The 14,113-nt window shown below is 67.6% G+C and carries 14 protein-coding genes and 1 pseudogene; 7 read left to right on the top strand and 8 right to left on the bottom strand.

From position 1 onward, the window contains the following. Nucleotides 1–33: 33 nt before the first annotated feature. Nucleotides 34–1,170: a hypothetical protein gene (locus tag ACF1CT_RS18165; RefSeq protein WP_391784852.1), complete on the bottom strand. Its 1,137-nt coding sequence runs from the start codon at nt 1,168–1,170 to the stop codon at nt 34–36. A gap of 179 nt (nt 1,171–1,349) precedes the next feature. Between ACF1CT_RS18165 and ACF1CT_RS18160 the strand changes: the two genes are divergently transcribed. Continuing rightward, nucleotides 1,350–1,910, top strand: a complete 561-nt coding sequence (locus ACF1CT_RS18160) for a hypothetical protein (RefSeq protein ID WP_391784851.1) — start codon at nt 1,350–1,352, stop codon at nt 1,908–1,910. Nucleotides 1,911–1,997: 87 nt separating this feature from the next. Here the strand turns inward: ACF1CT_RS18160 and ACF1CT_RS18155 are convergent, their stop codons facing one another. Next, a complete protein-coding gene (locus ACF1CT_RS18155) occupies nt 1,998–2,168 on the bottom strand; it encodes a thiazolylpeptide-type bacteriocin (RefSeq protein ID WP_391784850.1) in 171 nt (56 codons plus the stop codon). Between the two features lie 129 nt (nt 2,169–2,297). Continuing rightward, on the bottom strand, nt 2,298–3,710 hold the full coding sequence (locus tag ACF1CT_RS18150) for a SagB family peptide dehydrogenase (RefSeq protein WP_391784849.1): 1,413 nt from the start codon (nt 3,708–3,710) through the stop codon (nt 2,298–2,300). A gap of 378 nt (nt 3,711–4,088) precedes the next feature. Here ACF1CT_RS18150 and ACF1CT_RS18145 point away from each other — a divergent pair, with 378 nt between their 5' ends. From ACF1CT_RS18145 to ACF1CT_RS18135, 3 genes are read left to right on the top strand one after another with little or no spacing between them, the layout of a single operon-like run. Further along, complete coding sequence (locus ACF1CT_RS18145) at nt 4,089–5,621, top strand: class I adenylate-forming enzyme family protein (protein WP_391784848.1); 1,533 nt, start codon at nt 4,089–4,091, stop codon at nt 5,619–5,621. Further along, entirely contained in the window at nt 5,618–6,463 is an 846-nt protein-coding gene (locus ACF1CT_RS18140) for a 2-amino-3,7-dideoxy-D-threo-hept-6-ulosonate synthase (protein ID WP_391784847.1), read from the top strand. The genes ACF1CT_RS18145 and ACF1CT_RS18140 overlap by 4 nt, the downstream gene beginning before the upstream one ends. Continuing rightward, nucleotides 6,435–7,544, top strand: coding sequence for a 3-dehydroquinate synthase II family protein (locus ACF1CT_RS18135; protein WP_391784846.1), 1,110 nt, complete (start codon nt 6,435–6,437; stop codon nt 7,542–7,544). The genes ACF1CT_RS18140 and ACF1CT_RS18135 overlap by 29 nt, the downstream gene beginning before the upstream one ends. A 123-nt stretch (nt 7,545–7,667) precedes the next feature. Here ACF1CT_RS18135 and ACF1CT_RS18130 read toward each other — a convergent pair whose 3' ends face one another. After that, nucleotides 7,668–8,255 (bottom strand): DNA-binding response regulator, encoded by a 588-nt coding sequence (locus tag ACF1CT_RS18130; RefSeq protein ID WP_391784845.1) that lies wholly within the window; start codon nt 8,253–8,255, stop codon nt 7,668–7,670. Between the two features lie 914 nt (nt 8,256–9,169). Here ACF1CT_RS18130 and ACF1CT_RS18125 point away from each other — a divergent pair. Continuing rightward, complete coding sequence (locus ACF1CT_RS18125) at nt 9,170–10,117, top strand: hypothetical protein (RefSeq protein WP_391784844.1); 948 nt, start codon at nt 9,170–9,172, stop codon at nt 10,115–10,117. Nucleotides 10,118–10,522: 405 nt separating this feature from the next. Here the strand turns inward: ACF1CT_RS18125 and ACF1CT_RS18120 are convergent, their stop codons facing one another. The 4 genes and pseudogenes from ACF1CT_RS18120 to ACF1CT_RS18105 all read right to left on the bottom strand — a co-directional run bounded on the left by ACF1CT_RS18120 (nt 10,523) and on the right by ACF1CT_RS18105 (nt 12,831). Further along, entirely contained in the window at nt 10,523–10,849 is a 327-nt protein-coding gene (locus ACF1CT_RS18120) for a thioredoxin family protein (protein ID WP_391784843.1), read from the bottom strand. Nucleotides 10,850–11,060: 211 nt separating this feature from the next. Further along, complete coding sequence (locus ACF1CT_RS18115; RefSeq protein WP_391784842.1) at nt 11,061–11,363, bottom strand: hypothetical protein; 303 nt, start codon at nt 11,361–11,363, stop codon at nt 11,061–11,063. Between the two features lie 700 nt (nt 11,364–12,063). Then, nucleotides 12,064–12,351 (bottom strand): annotated as a pseudogene (locus ACF1CT_RS18110) (FAD-dependent oxidoreductase); the annotation flags it as partial. Continuing rightward, nucleotides 12,352–12,831 (bottom strand): transposase, encoded by a 480-nt coding sequence (locus ACF1CT_RS18105; protein ID WP_391784841.1) that lies wholly within the window; start codon nt 12,829–12,831, stop codon nt 12,352–12,354. A 93-nt stretch (nt 12,832–12,924) separates the two neighbouring features. On the opposite strand from ACF1CT_RS18105, the gene ACF1CT_RS18100 reads away from it, so the two are divergent. Next, nucleotides 12,925–13,767, top strand: a complete 843-nt coding sequence (locus ACF1CT_RS18100; RefSeq protein WP_391784840.1) for a methyltransferase domain-containing protein — start codon at nt 12,925–12,927, stop codon at nt 13,765–13,767. Nucleotides 13,768–13,772: 5 nt separating this feature from the next. Further along, nucleotides 13,773–14,102 (top strand): hypothetical protein, encoded by a 330-nt coding sequence (locus ACF1CT_RS18095; protein WP_391784839.1) that lies wholly within the window; start codon nt 13,773–13,775, stop codon nt 14,100–14,102. Nucleotides 14,103–14,113: the final 11 nt, after the last annotated feature.

The following is a 14,113-nucleotide window of genomic DNA, read 5'->3' as shown; positions in this document are numbered from 1 at the left end:
ACTCTCCACGGGCGGGGCGGGCGGACGACTCGGTCACGCGGTCTCTGCCTTCGAGGCGACCCGGGCCATCCGCGCCTGCCCGGCGGCCAGGCGTTCTCGCCAGGTCTCGCCGAGCACCTCGTCGGTCGTCTCCGCCAGGGCGTAACACATGTAGGCGCGCTGGATCGGGGAGACGGTCAGAAGCGGGAGCTGCGGGTAGAAGAGGTTGATCAGCAGGCGGTAGGAGGCGTACCAGGGCGTGGGGCTGTCGATGACGCCGGAGTCGAGGACCGTCCGGTGGAAATCGGAGTCGGGCTGCTCGCCCAGGGGAACGGTCCCGGGCGCACCGGGCGGCCCCATGTGCGTGATGTCGGCCGTTGCCAGGACGGAGTCCAGCATCTGTACGGTGAGCCGGCCGTCCCTGACCGCGCTGTCCAGGGAGCCCGTGGCGTAGGCGAACGCGGTGCGCCAGGCGCCGGCGAGGGCGCTGACGTCGCCGGAGAGCCGTTCTTCGACGACCTGGCGCAGCTGCGGGGCCTCCTTCGCGCGCCGTGCCTCGAAGGCGGGCCGCGCGTCCTTGGTGGGAGCGGCCCAGGCCAGGAATGCCTCGGCGTGCGAGCGGAAGGAGAAGGTGCCGTGTGCCAGGCCGAGGAAGTAGGAGTCGGCAAGCGCGGTGAACGCCTCGGCGAGGCGGACGGTCGCCTGCTCGGGCCGGTGTGCCAGCGTGTCGATCGTGTCCATCATCGGTGCGCACAGGGCGCTGTCGACGACTTCGATCTCCTGCAGATTCCTGAGAAGCGGGTCGTGTACGTGGACGTCGTCGGATCCCAGGTACTCGATCACGCCGTGGTCCCGCAGCGGGAGGTAGGGCGGCGGGACGTTCTCGAGTCGCCCGAACTCCCTTGCCTGGGTGAGGTACTTCTCCTCGGTGAGCCGGCCCGTCGTGGCCGGCTCACCGGCGTCGAATCCGTCGGCCAGGCGGTCCCAGTCCGGCGCTCGCCCCATGCCCCCGCGTGCCATCAGGTCGATGTGCGGTCCGTGCAGCCACCCCCGGCGCAGACGTACGAGTGCTCCGTCGTGTTCGCGCGCGGCGCGGGCGACGGGAATCACGGATCGCGACAGCCACGGCAGAGTCACGGGGTTCCGGGTGAAGAACCGGAGGCCTGCCACATCGGCCTTTTCAGTCCTCATGTTCACACATCTTTCACGGATCGAGGACGGGTCCCATAGGCCCGAGAACTTGATTTCGGATTATTTGCAGTCGACTCGGGTGCGGCAATATCCGGGTCCATTTTTCCTGACACATGTCATGGACCGAATGACATCAGTAGGGCTGGCGACGTGCCGGCCGACCCCTGTAGACTCGTTCAGTGATCGAAGAAACCAGGAGCCACCGCCCACGCCGGAGCGGACTCACCACAGGCATACTCATCCTGACCGTGTTCGCATCCCTCTGGGCAACACTCGGCATTTCGGTCATTCCTGGCGGAATGGCGGTTACGGCGGCTTCCGTCGTACTGGCCGCCGGTTTCATCGCGGCCACGATTTTCTTTTCCCTTCGGAGCCAGCCGGCGGAGCCGGACGACCGGGACGAGAACGCCGCGACGGGTAATTACCGGTCTTTCGGCCTGATTAACTTCGCCCAGACGGTGGCGATTTTCGTTTCCCTCGTGATTCTCGGCCGAATCGGCCAGTGGGCGCTTGTGCCCCCGGTCGTCTGTCTGATCGTGGGACTTCACTTCCTGCCTCTCGCCCGGACTTTCGGTGAGCCCCGGTACCGCTGGGCGGGCACCCTGATGACGGCCGTTTCCCTTGCCGGAATCCTGGTCTTCGCCGCCGACGCGGGAGCCGGCGCCGTCCGGGCAGTGGTCGGTTTCGGGGCCGCCCTGGTGTTGTGGGCGACCGCGCTGCGCATGGCACGCCACCGCTGACCGGTTGCGTCGGGCGGCTGCGCCCGCCCGACGGTACGGACGGGCGCAGCCGTGCTCAGCGAAATGCCGACCAGTTGGGTACTGGAATCAGCAGGTGCAGGACGAGCAGGTCGAGGAGGAGGACGAGGTGCCGATGGAGCCGTTGGAGGCACCCATCTCCGGCAGGGCCGCGCCCTGCGAGACCTCGAGGACCTCCAGCTCGTCGAGGTTGAAGCCCTCGAAGACCTGGTCCACGTCGGCCGTCTGAATCGCGTTCATATCAATTCCCTTTCTTGGATGCTGCGGCGCAACCGGGCGGCTGCACCGACAATACTTCCGAATTCCGGTCGGCATTACCAGAGGCGGATGCCATCCATTGACATATGTCATGGCCGGAATCCGGAAGAGTCATTGACCGTTCAGTTCCGAACCCGCCCATGCGGCCCATTCCGCATCGTTGACGTAGTTCCAGCCCTGTTCGGAATCCCAGATTCCCAGCTCGCCGTCGGGCCGGCTCCCCAGGATGAAATCCCCCACGGACGATTCCCGCAGGTAATCGAGGCCGAGTACACGCGCGGCGAGGTCGGCGTTACCGATTCCCAGGCCGCACGGGGCCATGCCCATCGCGGTGGCGACCAGGTACATCGTCTGGTAAAGCACCCCGGTGTGCCGGATCGTCGTGGCGTACGCGATGCCGCTGTACTTCCACGACAGCCGCTGGAAACGCGACGTCATGGTGATCAGCACATCCGGGTTGGCCTCCATGCCCGTCGACAGGGCGGCGACGGTGAGCATCGACTCCCTGTCCCGGGTGTCCGTGTTGACGAGGATCAGCTGATGCCCGATGGGGTCGTAGTAGTAGATGCCGGGGTCGATCCCCTTGCACCTCCGGATCGTCAGATACAGCTCCAGCTCGAAGGCGGAACCACCGGTCGGGTAGGGCCGGCCCACGATCTCACCGCCCGGCTGCTCGCCGGGTCCGGGCACGAAATGGACCCGCACCCTCTGCGTGCGGTAGAGGAACTCACCGATCTGGGCGGCGGTCAGCGGACTCTCGCCGTAGTCGCGCAGCGACCTGCGCCCCTCGATCGCCGCGGTCAGCGCCGGGTCGCGGGCGGCGATCTCCTCCAGCGACGGCCGGTGCAACGCCAGCGCGGGTCCTGAGGGCAAGGGCTTGACCGCGGGCTGCGGATCGATCTTCCCCGTGTGCGGGAACACGCCTCCCACCGGAGCGTCGTAGCGTCCTGTGCGGATGCGCGAGTGAAACAGCAGATCGTGGAAGTCCCACTGCCGCAGTGTCTGGTCCTCGTCCCGCATGAACCCCGACTCCACCGTGCCCGCGTCCACGAAGCCCGCACCCACGAGATGCCCCAGCAACTCGGCGGTCTCCGACGGACCGAGGCCGTCGACGGCCAGGTCCCGAAGGGGCACCGGGGAGCCGAGCTGCGCCACCAGTTCCCTCGCCCGGCGGTCGACCAGCAGCACACGCAGAGTGCTCAGCGGAGATTCCAGCACGAGCCGCCCCTCGCGGGAACGGCAGAGCGCGAACCGCGACAGCCGCACCACGCTGTCCGCCGCCACATCGGCCACCTGGTACTTCGCATCGCGAGCGGTGAGCTCCAGGCGCACCAGCTCCCGCCCGCTCACCACCACACTGCGCACCAGCAGATGACCGGCGCGGTCCACGAAGGCGGCGAACTGGCCATGCTCACCTGCGGCGAGGCCGTCGGACACCTCCTTCATCGCCACCGGCCCGTCCAACAGCCTCCGGAAGGCGCCCTGCAGACCCTCGCTCACCCGGCGCAGCGTGAAGGTACTCACCGGGGTGATCAGAGTGACCGATGTGCCCTCGAACTCCACCCGGACGTCGTCCCGAAAAGCAAGCACATCATTCGTGCCGGTGCGTGAAGGGTGGATGACTCCCGGCTGCATACTTCTCCCTTTTCGCATCAGGCCCATCGGACCGCGCAAAGGTAACTACAGAAAATTCACGCCCACCACCGGCGAGTGGGGTCCCATGACATCCATCAGCCGATGGATGACATCAGTCACCAGGCGCGCCGCAATGACGCTTGTTATGAACGCCGTGATGAATGTCATGCCCCTTCTGCGGGATCTTGTAGGAGAGATCCGGAGGGAACACCATGCGCCTGTTCCTCTATTTCTTTTCCGAGCCACACGCATTTCGATTGGACGGTCGTGCCCCTCGCAGACTCAGCGTCTGAGCACTACGCACTGCGCCTCGTGGACACGCTCCGGCGTGAACCGGATCGCGTCGTGCTGCGCACGACGGACGGGACCGTCCGCGCCGGCGACTTCCTGGACTCCGTCACCCGGGCCGCCGCCGCGCTCCACCGTGCGGGCACCACCCCCGCGGACACGGTCGCGGTGATGACGGAACCCAACAGTCCCGCGATGCTCAGCGCCCGGTATGCCACCCATCTGCTCGGTGCCGCCGTCACCCACATCCGTTCGATGAACGCCCGGTCCGACGTTGAGGCACTGCCCCGGAGCGCCCAGGCACGCGTCCTCAGGGCCACCGGCGCGCGCTTCCTCGTCGTTGACGAGGCCGGCGTCGAGCGCGGAAGGGCCCTGCGTGACGACATCGACGGGCTGACCGTGGTCAACCTGGACACCCTCCTCCCGGGACCGGTGAGGATGCCGCCCGTCGCGCCGTACGAACCCGGCAATCCCGCCGTCGTCGACCTCACCAGCGGTACCGCCGGCGAACCCAAACTCGTGCGCCGTACCTACGGTGTGCGCGGAAGGCTCATCAGCCTCTCGGCGGGCGCGTCGCAGCCCGGGCGTCCGCTGACGCTGTTGGCCGTGACGCCCATCAGCCACGCCACCGCCACCATGGTCGACTCCGTCCTCACCGGCGGCGGCGCGGTGGTGCTCCACCAGGATTTCGATCTCGGCGCGGTGCTGCGCGCGCTGCGGGAGCACGGGGTCACCGACCTGTACCTGGCCGTCCCTCACCTGTACCGGCTGCTCGATCACCCCGGAATCGACACGGCCGACTTCCCCGCGCTGCGGCAGGTCCTCTACAGCGGCACCGCCGCCGCTCCCGCCCGTATCGAGCAGGCCGCCGAACTCTTCGGCAACGCTCTCACCCAGCTCTACGGCAGCACCGAGGCGGGTGGGATCTGCTCGATGACGCCGCTGGACCACCAGGAACCTGAACTGCTTGGTTCCGTCGGCCGCCCTTTTCCCTGGGTGAGCATCGAGATCCGTGACCCGGTGACCGGCGCGGAGGTCGAGCACGGGGAAACCGGCGAGATCTGCGTCCGCTCCCCGACCCTGATGGACGGGTACATCGGTGACGGCCTGACCGAGGGTGTTCTGCGCGACGGCCTGCTGCGCACCGGAGACCTAGGCCGCTGGGACCGGTACGGCTATCTCCATCTGGTGGACCGGATCGGCAGCATCGTCAAGAGCCACGGCCTGAAGCTGTACCCCGCCACGATCCAGCGCGTTCTGCAGTCCCACCCACAGGTGGCGGATGCCGTCGTGTACGGGGTGCGGGACAACGACTACGCCGAGCACATCCATGCGGCCGTGCACCTGCGGGATGGCGCCGACTGCAGCGACGACGACCTGCGGTCCCATGTCGCCGCCGCGCTGTCCGAGTCCCATGTCCCTGCGGCTATCTACCGGTGGCCGGGGCTTCCGCTCAGCGAATCGGGAAAACCCGATTACGCCACCTTGCGAATCCGAAAGGGCCCATCATGACCTCTGCGGGGCATTTCGCGCGATCATTGCGGCTGCGACGGTTGCACCACCACAGCCCGACCGGATTGATGGTCACGCCGCTGGACCATTCCATCAGCGACGGTCCGACCGTCCCGCGCGGCAGTACCGTCGACTGTCTCGCCGGGCAGCTCGCTTCGGGCGGCGTCGATGCCATCGTGGTGCACAAGGGCAGCGTGCGGCATATCCATCCCGACCGGTTCGCCGACATGTCGCTGATCATCCACCTCAACGCCAGCACCGGTCGGGCACCGGACCCCGACGCCAAGTACCTGGTCACGGGCGTCGAGGACGCGCTGCGGCTCGGCGCGGACGCCGTCAGCGTGCACGTGAATCTGGGTTCGGACGACGAACGACAGCAGATCGGGGATCTGGGACGGGTCTCGGACGCCTGCGACCGATGGAACCTGCCGCTGATGGCCATGATGTACCCGCGAGGCCCCCGCATTCAGAATCCGCACGACCCCGTACTGGTGGCGCACGCGGTGACGATCGCCGTGGATCTCGGAGCCGACCTGGTCAAGACCTACTTCCCGGGAACCATGGCGGACATGCTCGACCTCACGGCGGCCTGCCCCGTCCCCGTCCTGGTCGCCGGAGGCCCGGCACGGGCCGATGAAACGGAAGTCCTCGATTACGTCGGGGACGCGCTGGCCGGTGGCGCGGCCGGCGTCGCCATGGGCCGCAACATCTTCCAGTCCGCCGACCCGCAACGGCTCGCCGAGAAGGTCGCCCGACTTGTCCACCGGCACCCCGCCGGGGACCTCGACCACACGATCAGGAGGCAACGCCACCATGACGGACAGCAAACTGTGCTGGCTTGACATACGCACCGCCGGTGACATGGCCTCGGCCATCCTGGAGGAGGCGGTGCACCAGCGCATCGACGGCATCGTCACCGCGGATCCGGCTCTCGTCGCCGATCTGCCGCCCACGGTGCGCAAGGTGCTCGTTCATGAGCTGGGGGAGCGCACCGACGGCTTCGACGGTGTGGACCTGGTGATGGTCCGTGGCAGCCGGGACGACCGGGCCGAACTGGTAGGGGCCCACCCGCACGTGGAGTTCGGCCGCTATGTCGAGATCGTCGATGCGGAAAGCCTCGAAGATGCCTGCGATGCCGCACGGACCGAAGTGTGGAGCCTGCTCAACTTTCGTGATCCCACGAAGATTCCACTCGAAATCGTCATCGCGGCAGCCGCCGGGGCGAACGGCGTCATCGTCACCACGGCCGCCGACGTGGAGGAGGCGGAGATCGTCTACGGTGTCCTGGAACTGGGGTCCGACGGCGTCCTCATGCCCGCACGGGCTGTCGGAGACGCCACGGCCCTGCGCCGGGCAGCCGGCTCCACCGCCGGCGAGATCTCGCTGGTCGAGCTGGAGATCACGGCGACTTCGCACATAGGCATGGGCGAACGAGCATGCGTCGACACCTGCAGCTACCTCGGCAAGGACGAGGGAATTCTGGTGGGCTCCCACTCCAAGGGGATGGTCCTCTGTGTCAGTGAGACGCACCCCCTGCCCTATATGCCGACAAGGCCGTTCCGGGTCAACGCGGGCGCGATCCACTCCTACACCGTCTCCGACCACGGCCGCACGCACTATCTCAGCGAACTCACCGCTGGCAGCAAGGTACTCGCGGTTGACACCCGGGGCAGGACACGGGTGGTCAGCGTCGGCCGCGTCAAAATAGAGACTCGTCCCCTGATCTCCGTCGATGCGGTGGCACCCAACGGTCAGGCAGTCAATCTCATTCTTCAGGACGACTGGCATGTGCGGGTGCTCGGCCCCGGTGGAACAGTGCTCAACAGCACCGAACTGACTCCCGGCGACAAGGTCCTGGGGTACCTTCCGACCGCTGACCGTCATGTCGGCTACCCGATAGAAGAGTTCTGCCACGAGCAGTGATGAGCGGTGAGCCATGAAGGCTGCTTGAAACGGTACGCGGAAGCGCTCGGAGGCACGGCCTCCGAGCGCTTCCGCGTACCGTTTCAAGCAGATGAGCGGGTGGCGGCCCACGGCGGCCGGCTGTCAGATCCAGCAGCGTTCACTGGCGATCCGCACCGCGTCGTGCCTGTTGCGCGCCTCCAGCTTCTTGATCGCTGTCGAGGCCAGATTGCGAATGGTCCCCGTCGACAGGTAGAGACACTCGGACATCTCCTTGGCGGACGCCCCTGACGCCGTCAGCCGCAGTACGTCCGCCTCGCGCTCCGTCAGCGGCCCGCACGACGCGGAGCCCGCCAACAGTCCGGGGTCCATGACCATGTGACCGGCCGCCACCCCTCGCACCGATTCGACCAGGCTCCGCAGCCCGGCGCTCTTCGGCACGATGCTCAGCACGCCCGCGGCGAGCGCCCGGTCGATGCGTACCCGGGCCGGCGTGTCCACAGTGAGTGCAACCCCGCATGTTGGTCGCGTCCTGCGTACCTCTGCGGCCAGAGCCACGGTGTCCTCGTCAAGTCGCTCGGCGTCCACCAGCGCCACTGTCGGGGCAGCCTTCGCCACTGCGGCAATGAAACTCCCGAAATCGCCGGTCACCGCTACAACTCTCAATCCCGCTTCGCGACTGAGGGACTCGGCAAGCAGCTCCAGGGTCAGCTGCGACTTACCAGTTATCACGACTCGACTGTCCAATTTGAGCTCTCTCTCCAATTTTGGCAGTAAGGGTTACTCATGGACACCTATCGCCATTTTTGTCAATAGGCACATTGGAGGAAACTCTACGGCTTTCAAATCAGCCAATGAGTCTCATCTGAGTAAAATTTAAGGAAGTCTCTTCACGCTATGCACGTGAAATCGCCACATATCCGCATCCCCTCAAGTCGCCCAGCCGCACAAGATCCATATGTGCTTCCTTGCCGTTGACCAGCACCAACTGCCCCTGGGGAACGGGGTGGAACAAGATCGAGTGCAGCGCCCTCATCGACGAACCAATCCTGGCCGAAGCTGTCGAGCGACGGATGTGAGCGGTGAATTCCGGCCATAGCCAAGGGCTGCTCCGGAGGCGCTCTCGATTGTGCTCCGGAGGAGTGGTAAGAGGCCTGCGATCCAGATGATCGCGACGCGGAGGTGCTCTCCGGCGAGGCAGCTCTCGGGGCCTTGCCATGGGAGCGACGCCACGTCATCGCCTCAGCTTTCCCAGCGACCCGCTTCGACGATGCTGCGACCGCTCCCGGCCATAGCTCCGTGCCACCCTGCGCGCCGCACCGCGAAGTCCGGCACGCGTAGCACCCGATCCACCCTGTACCGCCCCGTCCGTTCGAGCTGCCCGTCCAGCCCGCCGCCCCGGACCACCCGACCACCACCATGGAGGAGGAAGACCTGATCCTGCACCGGGCGATCCTCTGCGAAGGCGGAGACGTCGAAGCCGCCACCGGCGGACACCGTGAGCCGTGGGGCTGGTCGGCCCGCGTCACCTTCAACACCGGCTCCCCGGCCGACCTCAACACCGACCGGTCACCCTGCCGAAGCTGCGCTATAACCGACTCCTCATCGAAGGAGACCCGGACGCCGGTGAGACGCGTACGGTCAGGATGCTGCTCAGCGCCCCCTTCGCCCCGGCCCTGGTCGGGTCCGTGCCCCACCGGTCGCCGCTGTCCGCATCGATCACGAGCATCTTCGACTTCGGCGTCGCCATGGACGCCAGCCCGCCCGCGTTCTCACTGGCCGGGCCGATGCTCCTCATGGTCGCGGACTCCGGCGGCGGCAAGTCCGGAATCATGCTCGCCATGGCCGATGCCGCCACGTCCACCGTCGACGCGACCGTGATCAACCTCGACACGGTCGGCACCGGGGTAGGCGACCTCGGACCCTCGATCACGTTCAACGCCACGATGAGCGACAAGAAGATCATCGTCGTCCTGCAGTTCCTGCTCGCCCTCTGCAGCGCCCGCGCTCGCTGGCGTGCCGCGTACGGGTGGGGCAACAAGTGGCAGGTCTCGATTGAGCACTCGGCGTTCTGCGTCTTCGTCGACGAGCGGCCCCAGCTCTCCCCGAAGGCCAGGACCCTCCTGATGAAGCTGCTGTTCCTCGGCCGGAAGGAGGCCATCTGGGGCTACGGAGGGAGCCAGTACGGGACCAACGGCCACCTCGGCGAGGCCACCGGACCGAAGCTGTCCGTCAAGCTGCTCGGGGCCTGCCGACGAGTCGACGTCACCGAGCTCCTCGGCGGTGGCGCGCCCGCTGAGGGATACCGCGCCGACCTGATCCGGGCGGCCGCTCATACCCAGCTCAACGACGCCGGGCAGATCTACGGCGTCGGCTTGCCGAGCACGTCCGACCGCCCGATTCGCTACCAGATCCGTGAAATCCGCGCCCCGTGGCCGCCCAGCCCGGTGCTGGGGTGGTACGAGCCGATCAAGCTCTGCTCCGGACCGTCCAGTCCGGCTGACGAGGACGCTCCGGAAGTCCCTGCGTCCGTGCACAGCACCGCGTCGGTGAGTTCGAAGAGCGCGTCCGCCCGCTGGCAGGGACACTCATAGAACTCGGCCCGAAAGTGGGACAACAGACCCAACGCCTCGCTTTCGGGCATATCGACGGGCAGACTCATGCGCAGCGGCCGTTCTCTCACTCTTCGTGACTCGACATCTCGAAGCCTGGAGAACGGCCGCCTCCACTGTCCTGGGAAGAACCGCAGGTCAGCAGGACGAGTGATCCGCGATGTTAAATGCCGAGCTCAGGCTCGGAATCGGATTGAGCTGTCCGGCCCGCCCAAAGGGGGGCTCCGTTAACAGGAGCGCCCTGTATGCCCCAAGGGGCCCTGCCTCGGTTGCGTTCGTCGCCGCAGCCATCGCCGGGCGGGCCGGGATCGTTCGGGGTTCGGATCTGTGCGTCGTGGAACCTGCTGTTTCCGGCTTTCCTGGTGTTGCTGATGTGGTTGGCGGGGATCAGAGGTGGGGGGTGACGAGCCTGACCACATCGTTTTTGGTAGACGGGCCGATCCGGGTGGCGACGATTGTCCCGCCCTTGAACACGTGAAGGGTGGGGATGGCGTTGACGTTGTACTTCGGCGGTGTCTGGGGGCTCTGGTCGATGTCGAGCCGGGTGACGGTGAGCCGGTTCTCGTACTCCTGGGCTACGTCCGCAAGGACGGGGTCCAGTGCCCGGCACACACTGCTCCACTCGGCCCGGAAGACCGCGAGGACCGGGCCCGGTGCCCGTACGACCTTCGCCTCGAAGTTCGCATCGGTCACATCGGTAACGGTGCCGCTCATGAGTTCTCCTTCGCAGGACGGTGAGGAACAGCAGCGGTGAGCTGCTGGGCGGTCGGGCCTCGTGGTTCGCGGGGCCGGGCCGCGGTGTCCGAAGCGTGCCGGGGAAGCAACCGGACCGGCTGTCCGTGAGCCGGCCCCGACCGGTTGGCGAGGTGGTCCGTCCCGGCCGGACCACCTGTTGACGGGGACGGTGCCCCGACGGTGGACGCGGTTACACGGTGGACGCGATCCAGCCCACCGTCTCGGAGGTGTGCGTGCCGTCCGAGGTGACCTTGCCCACCACGTGGATCTCGTTGATCCGGATCTTGAACCCCGTTGTGGTGACGTCAGCGATGCGCAGGCCGGGGGTGTCGGACCCGTTGAACGTCTGAACGAAGGGCACCACGATGACCTTGGCTCCTTGGGGAAAGGGGGTGGGAAAGGTGACCTGGGTGAAGGTGGATGTATCTCCGCTCCGGGTGGCCACGGGGTGCGAGGAGTCGAGGGTCAGGTTGCCGGTCTGGAGCATGCTCATGAGGGTGTCTCCCGCTGTTCATTGCCGTCGGACGGGCGAACCCGTTCTGAGTGGACGGTTGTTGGTGTCGCCCCGACCGTCGGGGTGACAAGGACGGGATGCCCAGCGGGGGTACGGTTTAGCGGTTGGTTCGTCCTTGCGGTGAGCATGTGACGATAAGGCTGCTTCCCTCGCTCAGATCCGCTACACGCGAAGCGTCACCGATCCGGCAAACGCGCTGAACCGCGTGATTCCGAGCGGCTGCCCAACACCGAAGTCCGAAGGCGCCTTGCGTCCGCTGCAGCGGCCGCCTTGTGCGGGGTCGGCTCCACCAGGACGGAGCCGTGCATGCACAGAACAGGGCTGCCGAGGCGCCGTGGGCGGTGGCTTTGTGCGCCAGCAGCGCGTTCCCGGCACCTTTCCGAGTCGCCGTCACCGGCGGCCAACGGCCGCCGGGGCGCGGTTCCTTCCCTCCGGCCGACACGTCAGCTCGGCGCCGAACCAGTCGGGAGGCGTGAAGGCCGCAGCCTCCTCCCGGCTGCCGAACTCGACTTGGACCACACGCCTTCCGGCCAGTGAGCTCTCCAACGCAGCGACCGTGACGACGTGTTCGCCGGCGGGGGCGGACCACCGGACTTTGGTGAGCTGGGCTCCGGCGGACAGCGTCCACGGCCCCCGGAAGCACTGGGCCGACAGCGGGACCTCGATCTCCCGGCGCACGAGCCCGCCGACCGGGTGGTGCGGGTCGTTGACGGGTGCCTTGTACCTCCCGCTCCCGGCCGGTCGGATCGGCGAGCAGGCGCAGCGTTTGGTCCGGGTGGACCGCGATCACCACGGAGTCGTACGACTCCGTGGTGCCGTCGGCGGCGGTCACCTCGGGACTGGCCGCGTGGCGGCGCACGGCCCGGACGGGGGTGCCGGTGCGGATCTCGCCGACATACTTGGCGACCCGGTCGACGTACTTGCGGGAACCGCCGGCGACCGTGCGCCACACCGGTGAGCCGCCGACTTACTGATCTTTTCGTAAGTTCGGTGGGTTTGGTGGGTGGATGGTCAGGCCGGTGTGGGCGAGGAAGGACCACGGCAGCTGCTGGTTGTGGTTGATGCGGTGGATGCCTTGTTCGGTGGCATCGGCGACGTCGGCGAGGTGGTCGCCGGCGAGGTTGGCGAGTTCGCGTTTCTTGAGCGGGGACCACAGGAGTTCCACCGGGTTCAGCTCCGGCGCGTAGGCGGGTAATCGCTCGTGGGTGAGCCAGTCCTGTTCGGCGGCCCAGGCCCGCATCGCACGGCTCCAGTGGGCGGACAGCCCGTCCCGGACCAGCACCACCCGGTCACCGCCGTAGAACGCCTTGACCTGCTCAAGGACCTCGATCAGTGCGGTGGTGTCGTAGCTGCCGGGCTTGAGGTGGAAACACAGGCGCGGACCGCGATCGGGATCGGTGGCGTGATAGCCGAGGGCCGCCGACTCCGACTCCTGCGACCCCGGCAAGAACAACCCCTGCAACCCGATGGGCTACGCACCCGCGGTGACGGGTGCGCCCGTGGCCGGCGTGCCCGCGCTTCTCTGAAGGGCCCCGCTCTCATGGACCGGACACCAACGGACTGGGCCGACCACGCCGCCAGGATGGCCGACGAGACCGTACGCCCCGAGTCCCGCTGGCACCGGCCCCTGGCCACCGTGCCCCGGCACCTGTTCGTGCCCCGATGGTGGACGACGAGCGAGCAGGACGGCACGTGGGCCTACGAACTGCGCGACGGGACCAGTGACCCCGACGCATGGATGAACAGCGCCAACGACAACAGCCTCAGCGTGATCACCCGCGTCGGCCCCCACCACGCCGACCACGCCGCCCCCGGCACAGTGATCCCGGAGACGCGGCCCACCTCGTCGGCCACGCTGCCCAAGCTGGTCGTGAAGCTGTACCAGCATGCCTTCCTCGCCGACGACTCCCGCATCCTGGTGACCTGCGGCAGCGGATACGGGACCGCCCTCGCGTGCCAGCGCCTCGGCGACGAGCGGGTCACGAGCGTGGACGTGGACCCGTACCTCGTCCACGCCGCGCGGGACCGCCTGGCCGCGGCCGGGCATCGGCCGCACCTGGAGGTCTGCGACGTGACGGGCGAGCTGTCCGGCGTCTACGACCGCATCGTCTCCACCGTTTCGGTGCCGGCCGTCCCGGCCTCCTGGCTCGCCGCGCTCGCCCCCGGCGGGCGGATGGTGAGCACCCTGTCCGGAACAGGGCTGCTCATCGTCGCGGACAAGACCGCCGACGGCGGCGCCACCGGCAGGGTCGCCCCGGAGCCCGCCGGCTTCATGAGTACCCGCCACGGCGACGACTACCCCCCGCTTCCGACAACGCCGATCGGTGGGCCACCACGCGGAAGGCGGACGGCGAGAGCGTCACCACCGGCCGCTACCCGGTGATGCGGGTGAACAGTACTTGGGACGTGCGTTCCACCCTCGAACTCACCGTTCCCGGCATCGAACACCGTATGGACGTGGCCGAGGACGGCACCCGTACCGCCTGCATGCTGCACCCGGACGGCTCCTGGGCCCGGGCCACGGCACCGGGGGCCCGCGAGGTGCCCACCGTCCACCAGAGCGGCCCCCGCCGGCTGTGGGACGAGCTGGACCGCATCCGCACCTGGCTCGTCATCGACGGCGACCTGCCCATCTCCGGGGCAGCGGTACGCATCGACCCGGACGGCCCCTGCCACTTCACCCGCAGCGGCTGGTCGGCAACCATCAGCGCACGGTGAACCGCCGCGCG

Origin of the sequence: Streptomyces sp. NPDC014734 (assembly GCF_043083325.1) — a bacterium.
GTDB lineage: Bacteria > Actinomycetota > Actinomycetes > Streptomycetales > Streptomycetaceae > Streptomyces.
This window is presented reverse-complemented; position numbering and strand designations above follow the sequence as displayed.

Excerpts from the sequence above, each read along its gene's own strand:
- ACF1CT_RS18155 (WP_391784850.1), bottom strand. The coding sequence starts at position 2,168 with ATGAACGCGATTCAGACGGCCGACGTGGACCAGGTCTTCGAGGGCTTC.
- ACF1CT_RS18125 (WP_391784844.1), top strand. The coding sequence starts at position 9,170 with ATGCTGCTCAGCGCCCCCTTCGCCCCGGCCCTGGTCGGGTCCGTGCCC.
- ACF1CT_RS18140 (WP_391784847.1), top strand. The coding sequence starts at position 5,618 with ATGACCTCTGCGGGGCATTTCGCGCGATCATTGCGGCTGCGACGGTTG.
- ACF1CT_RS18100 (WP_391784840.1), top strand. The coding sequence starts at position 12,925 with ATGGACCGGACACCAACGGACTGGGCCGACCACGCCGCCAGGATGGCC.
- ACF1CT_RS18135 (WP_391784846.1), top strand. The coding sequence starts at position 6,435 with ATGACGGACAGCAAACTGTGCTGGCTTGACATACGCACCGCCGGTGAC.
- ACF1CT_RS18115 (WP_391784842.1), bottom strand. The coding sequence starts at position 11,363 with ATGAGCATGCTCCAGACCGGCAACCTGACCCTCGACTCCTCGCACCCC.
- ACF1CT_RS18120 (WP_391784843.1), bottom strand. The coding sequence starts at position 10,849 with ATGAGCGGCACCGTTACCGATGTGACCGATGCGAACTTCGAGGCGAAG.
- ACF1CT_RS18165 (WP_391784852.1), bottom strand. The coding sequence starts at position 1,170 with ATGAGGACTGAAAAGGCCGATGTGGCAGGCCTCCGGTTCTTCACCCGG.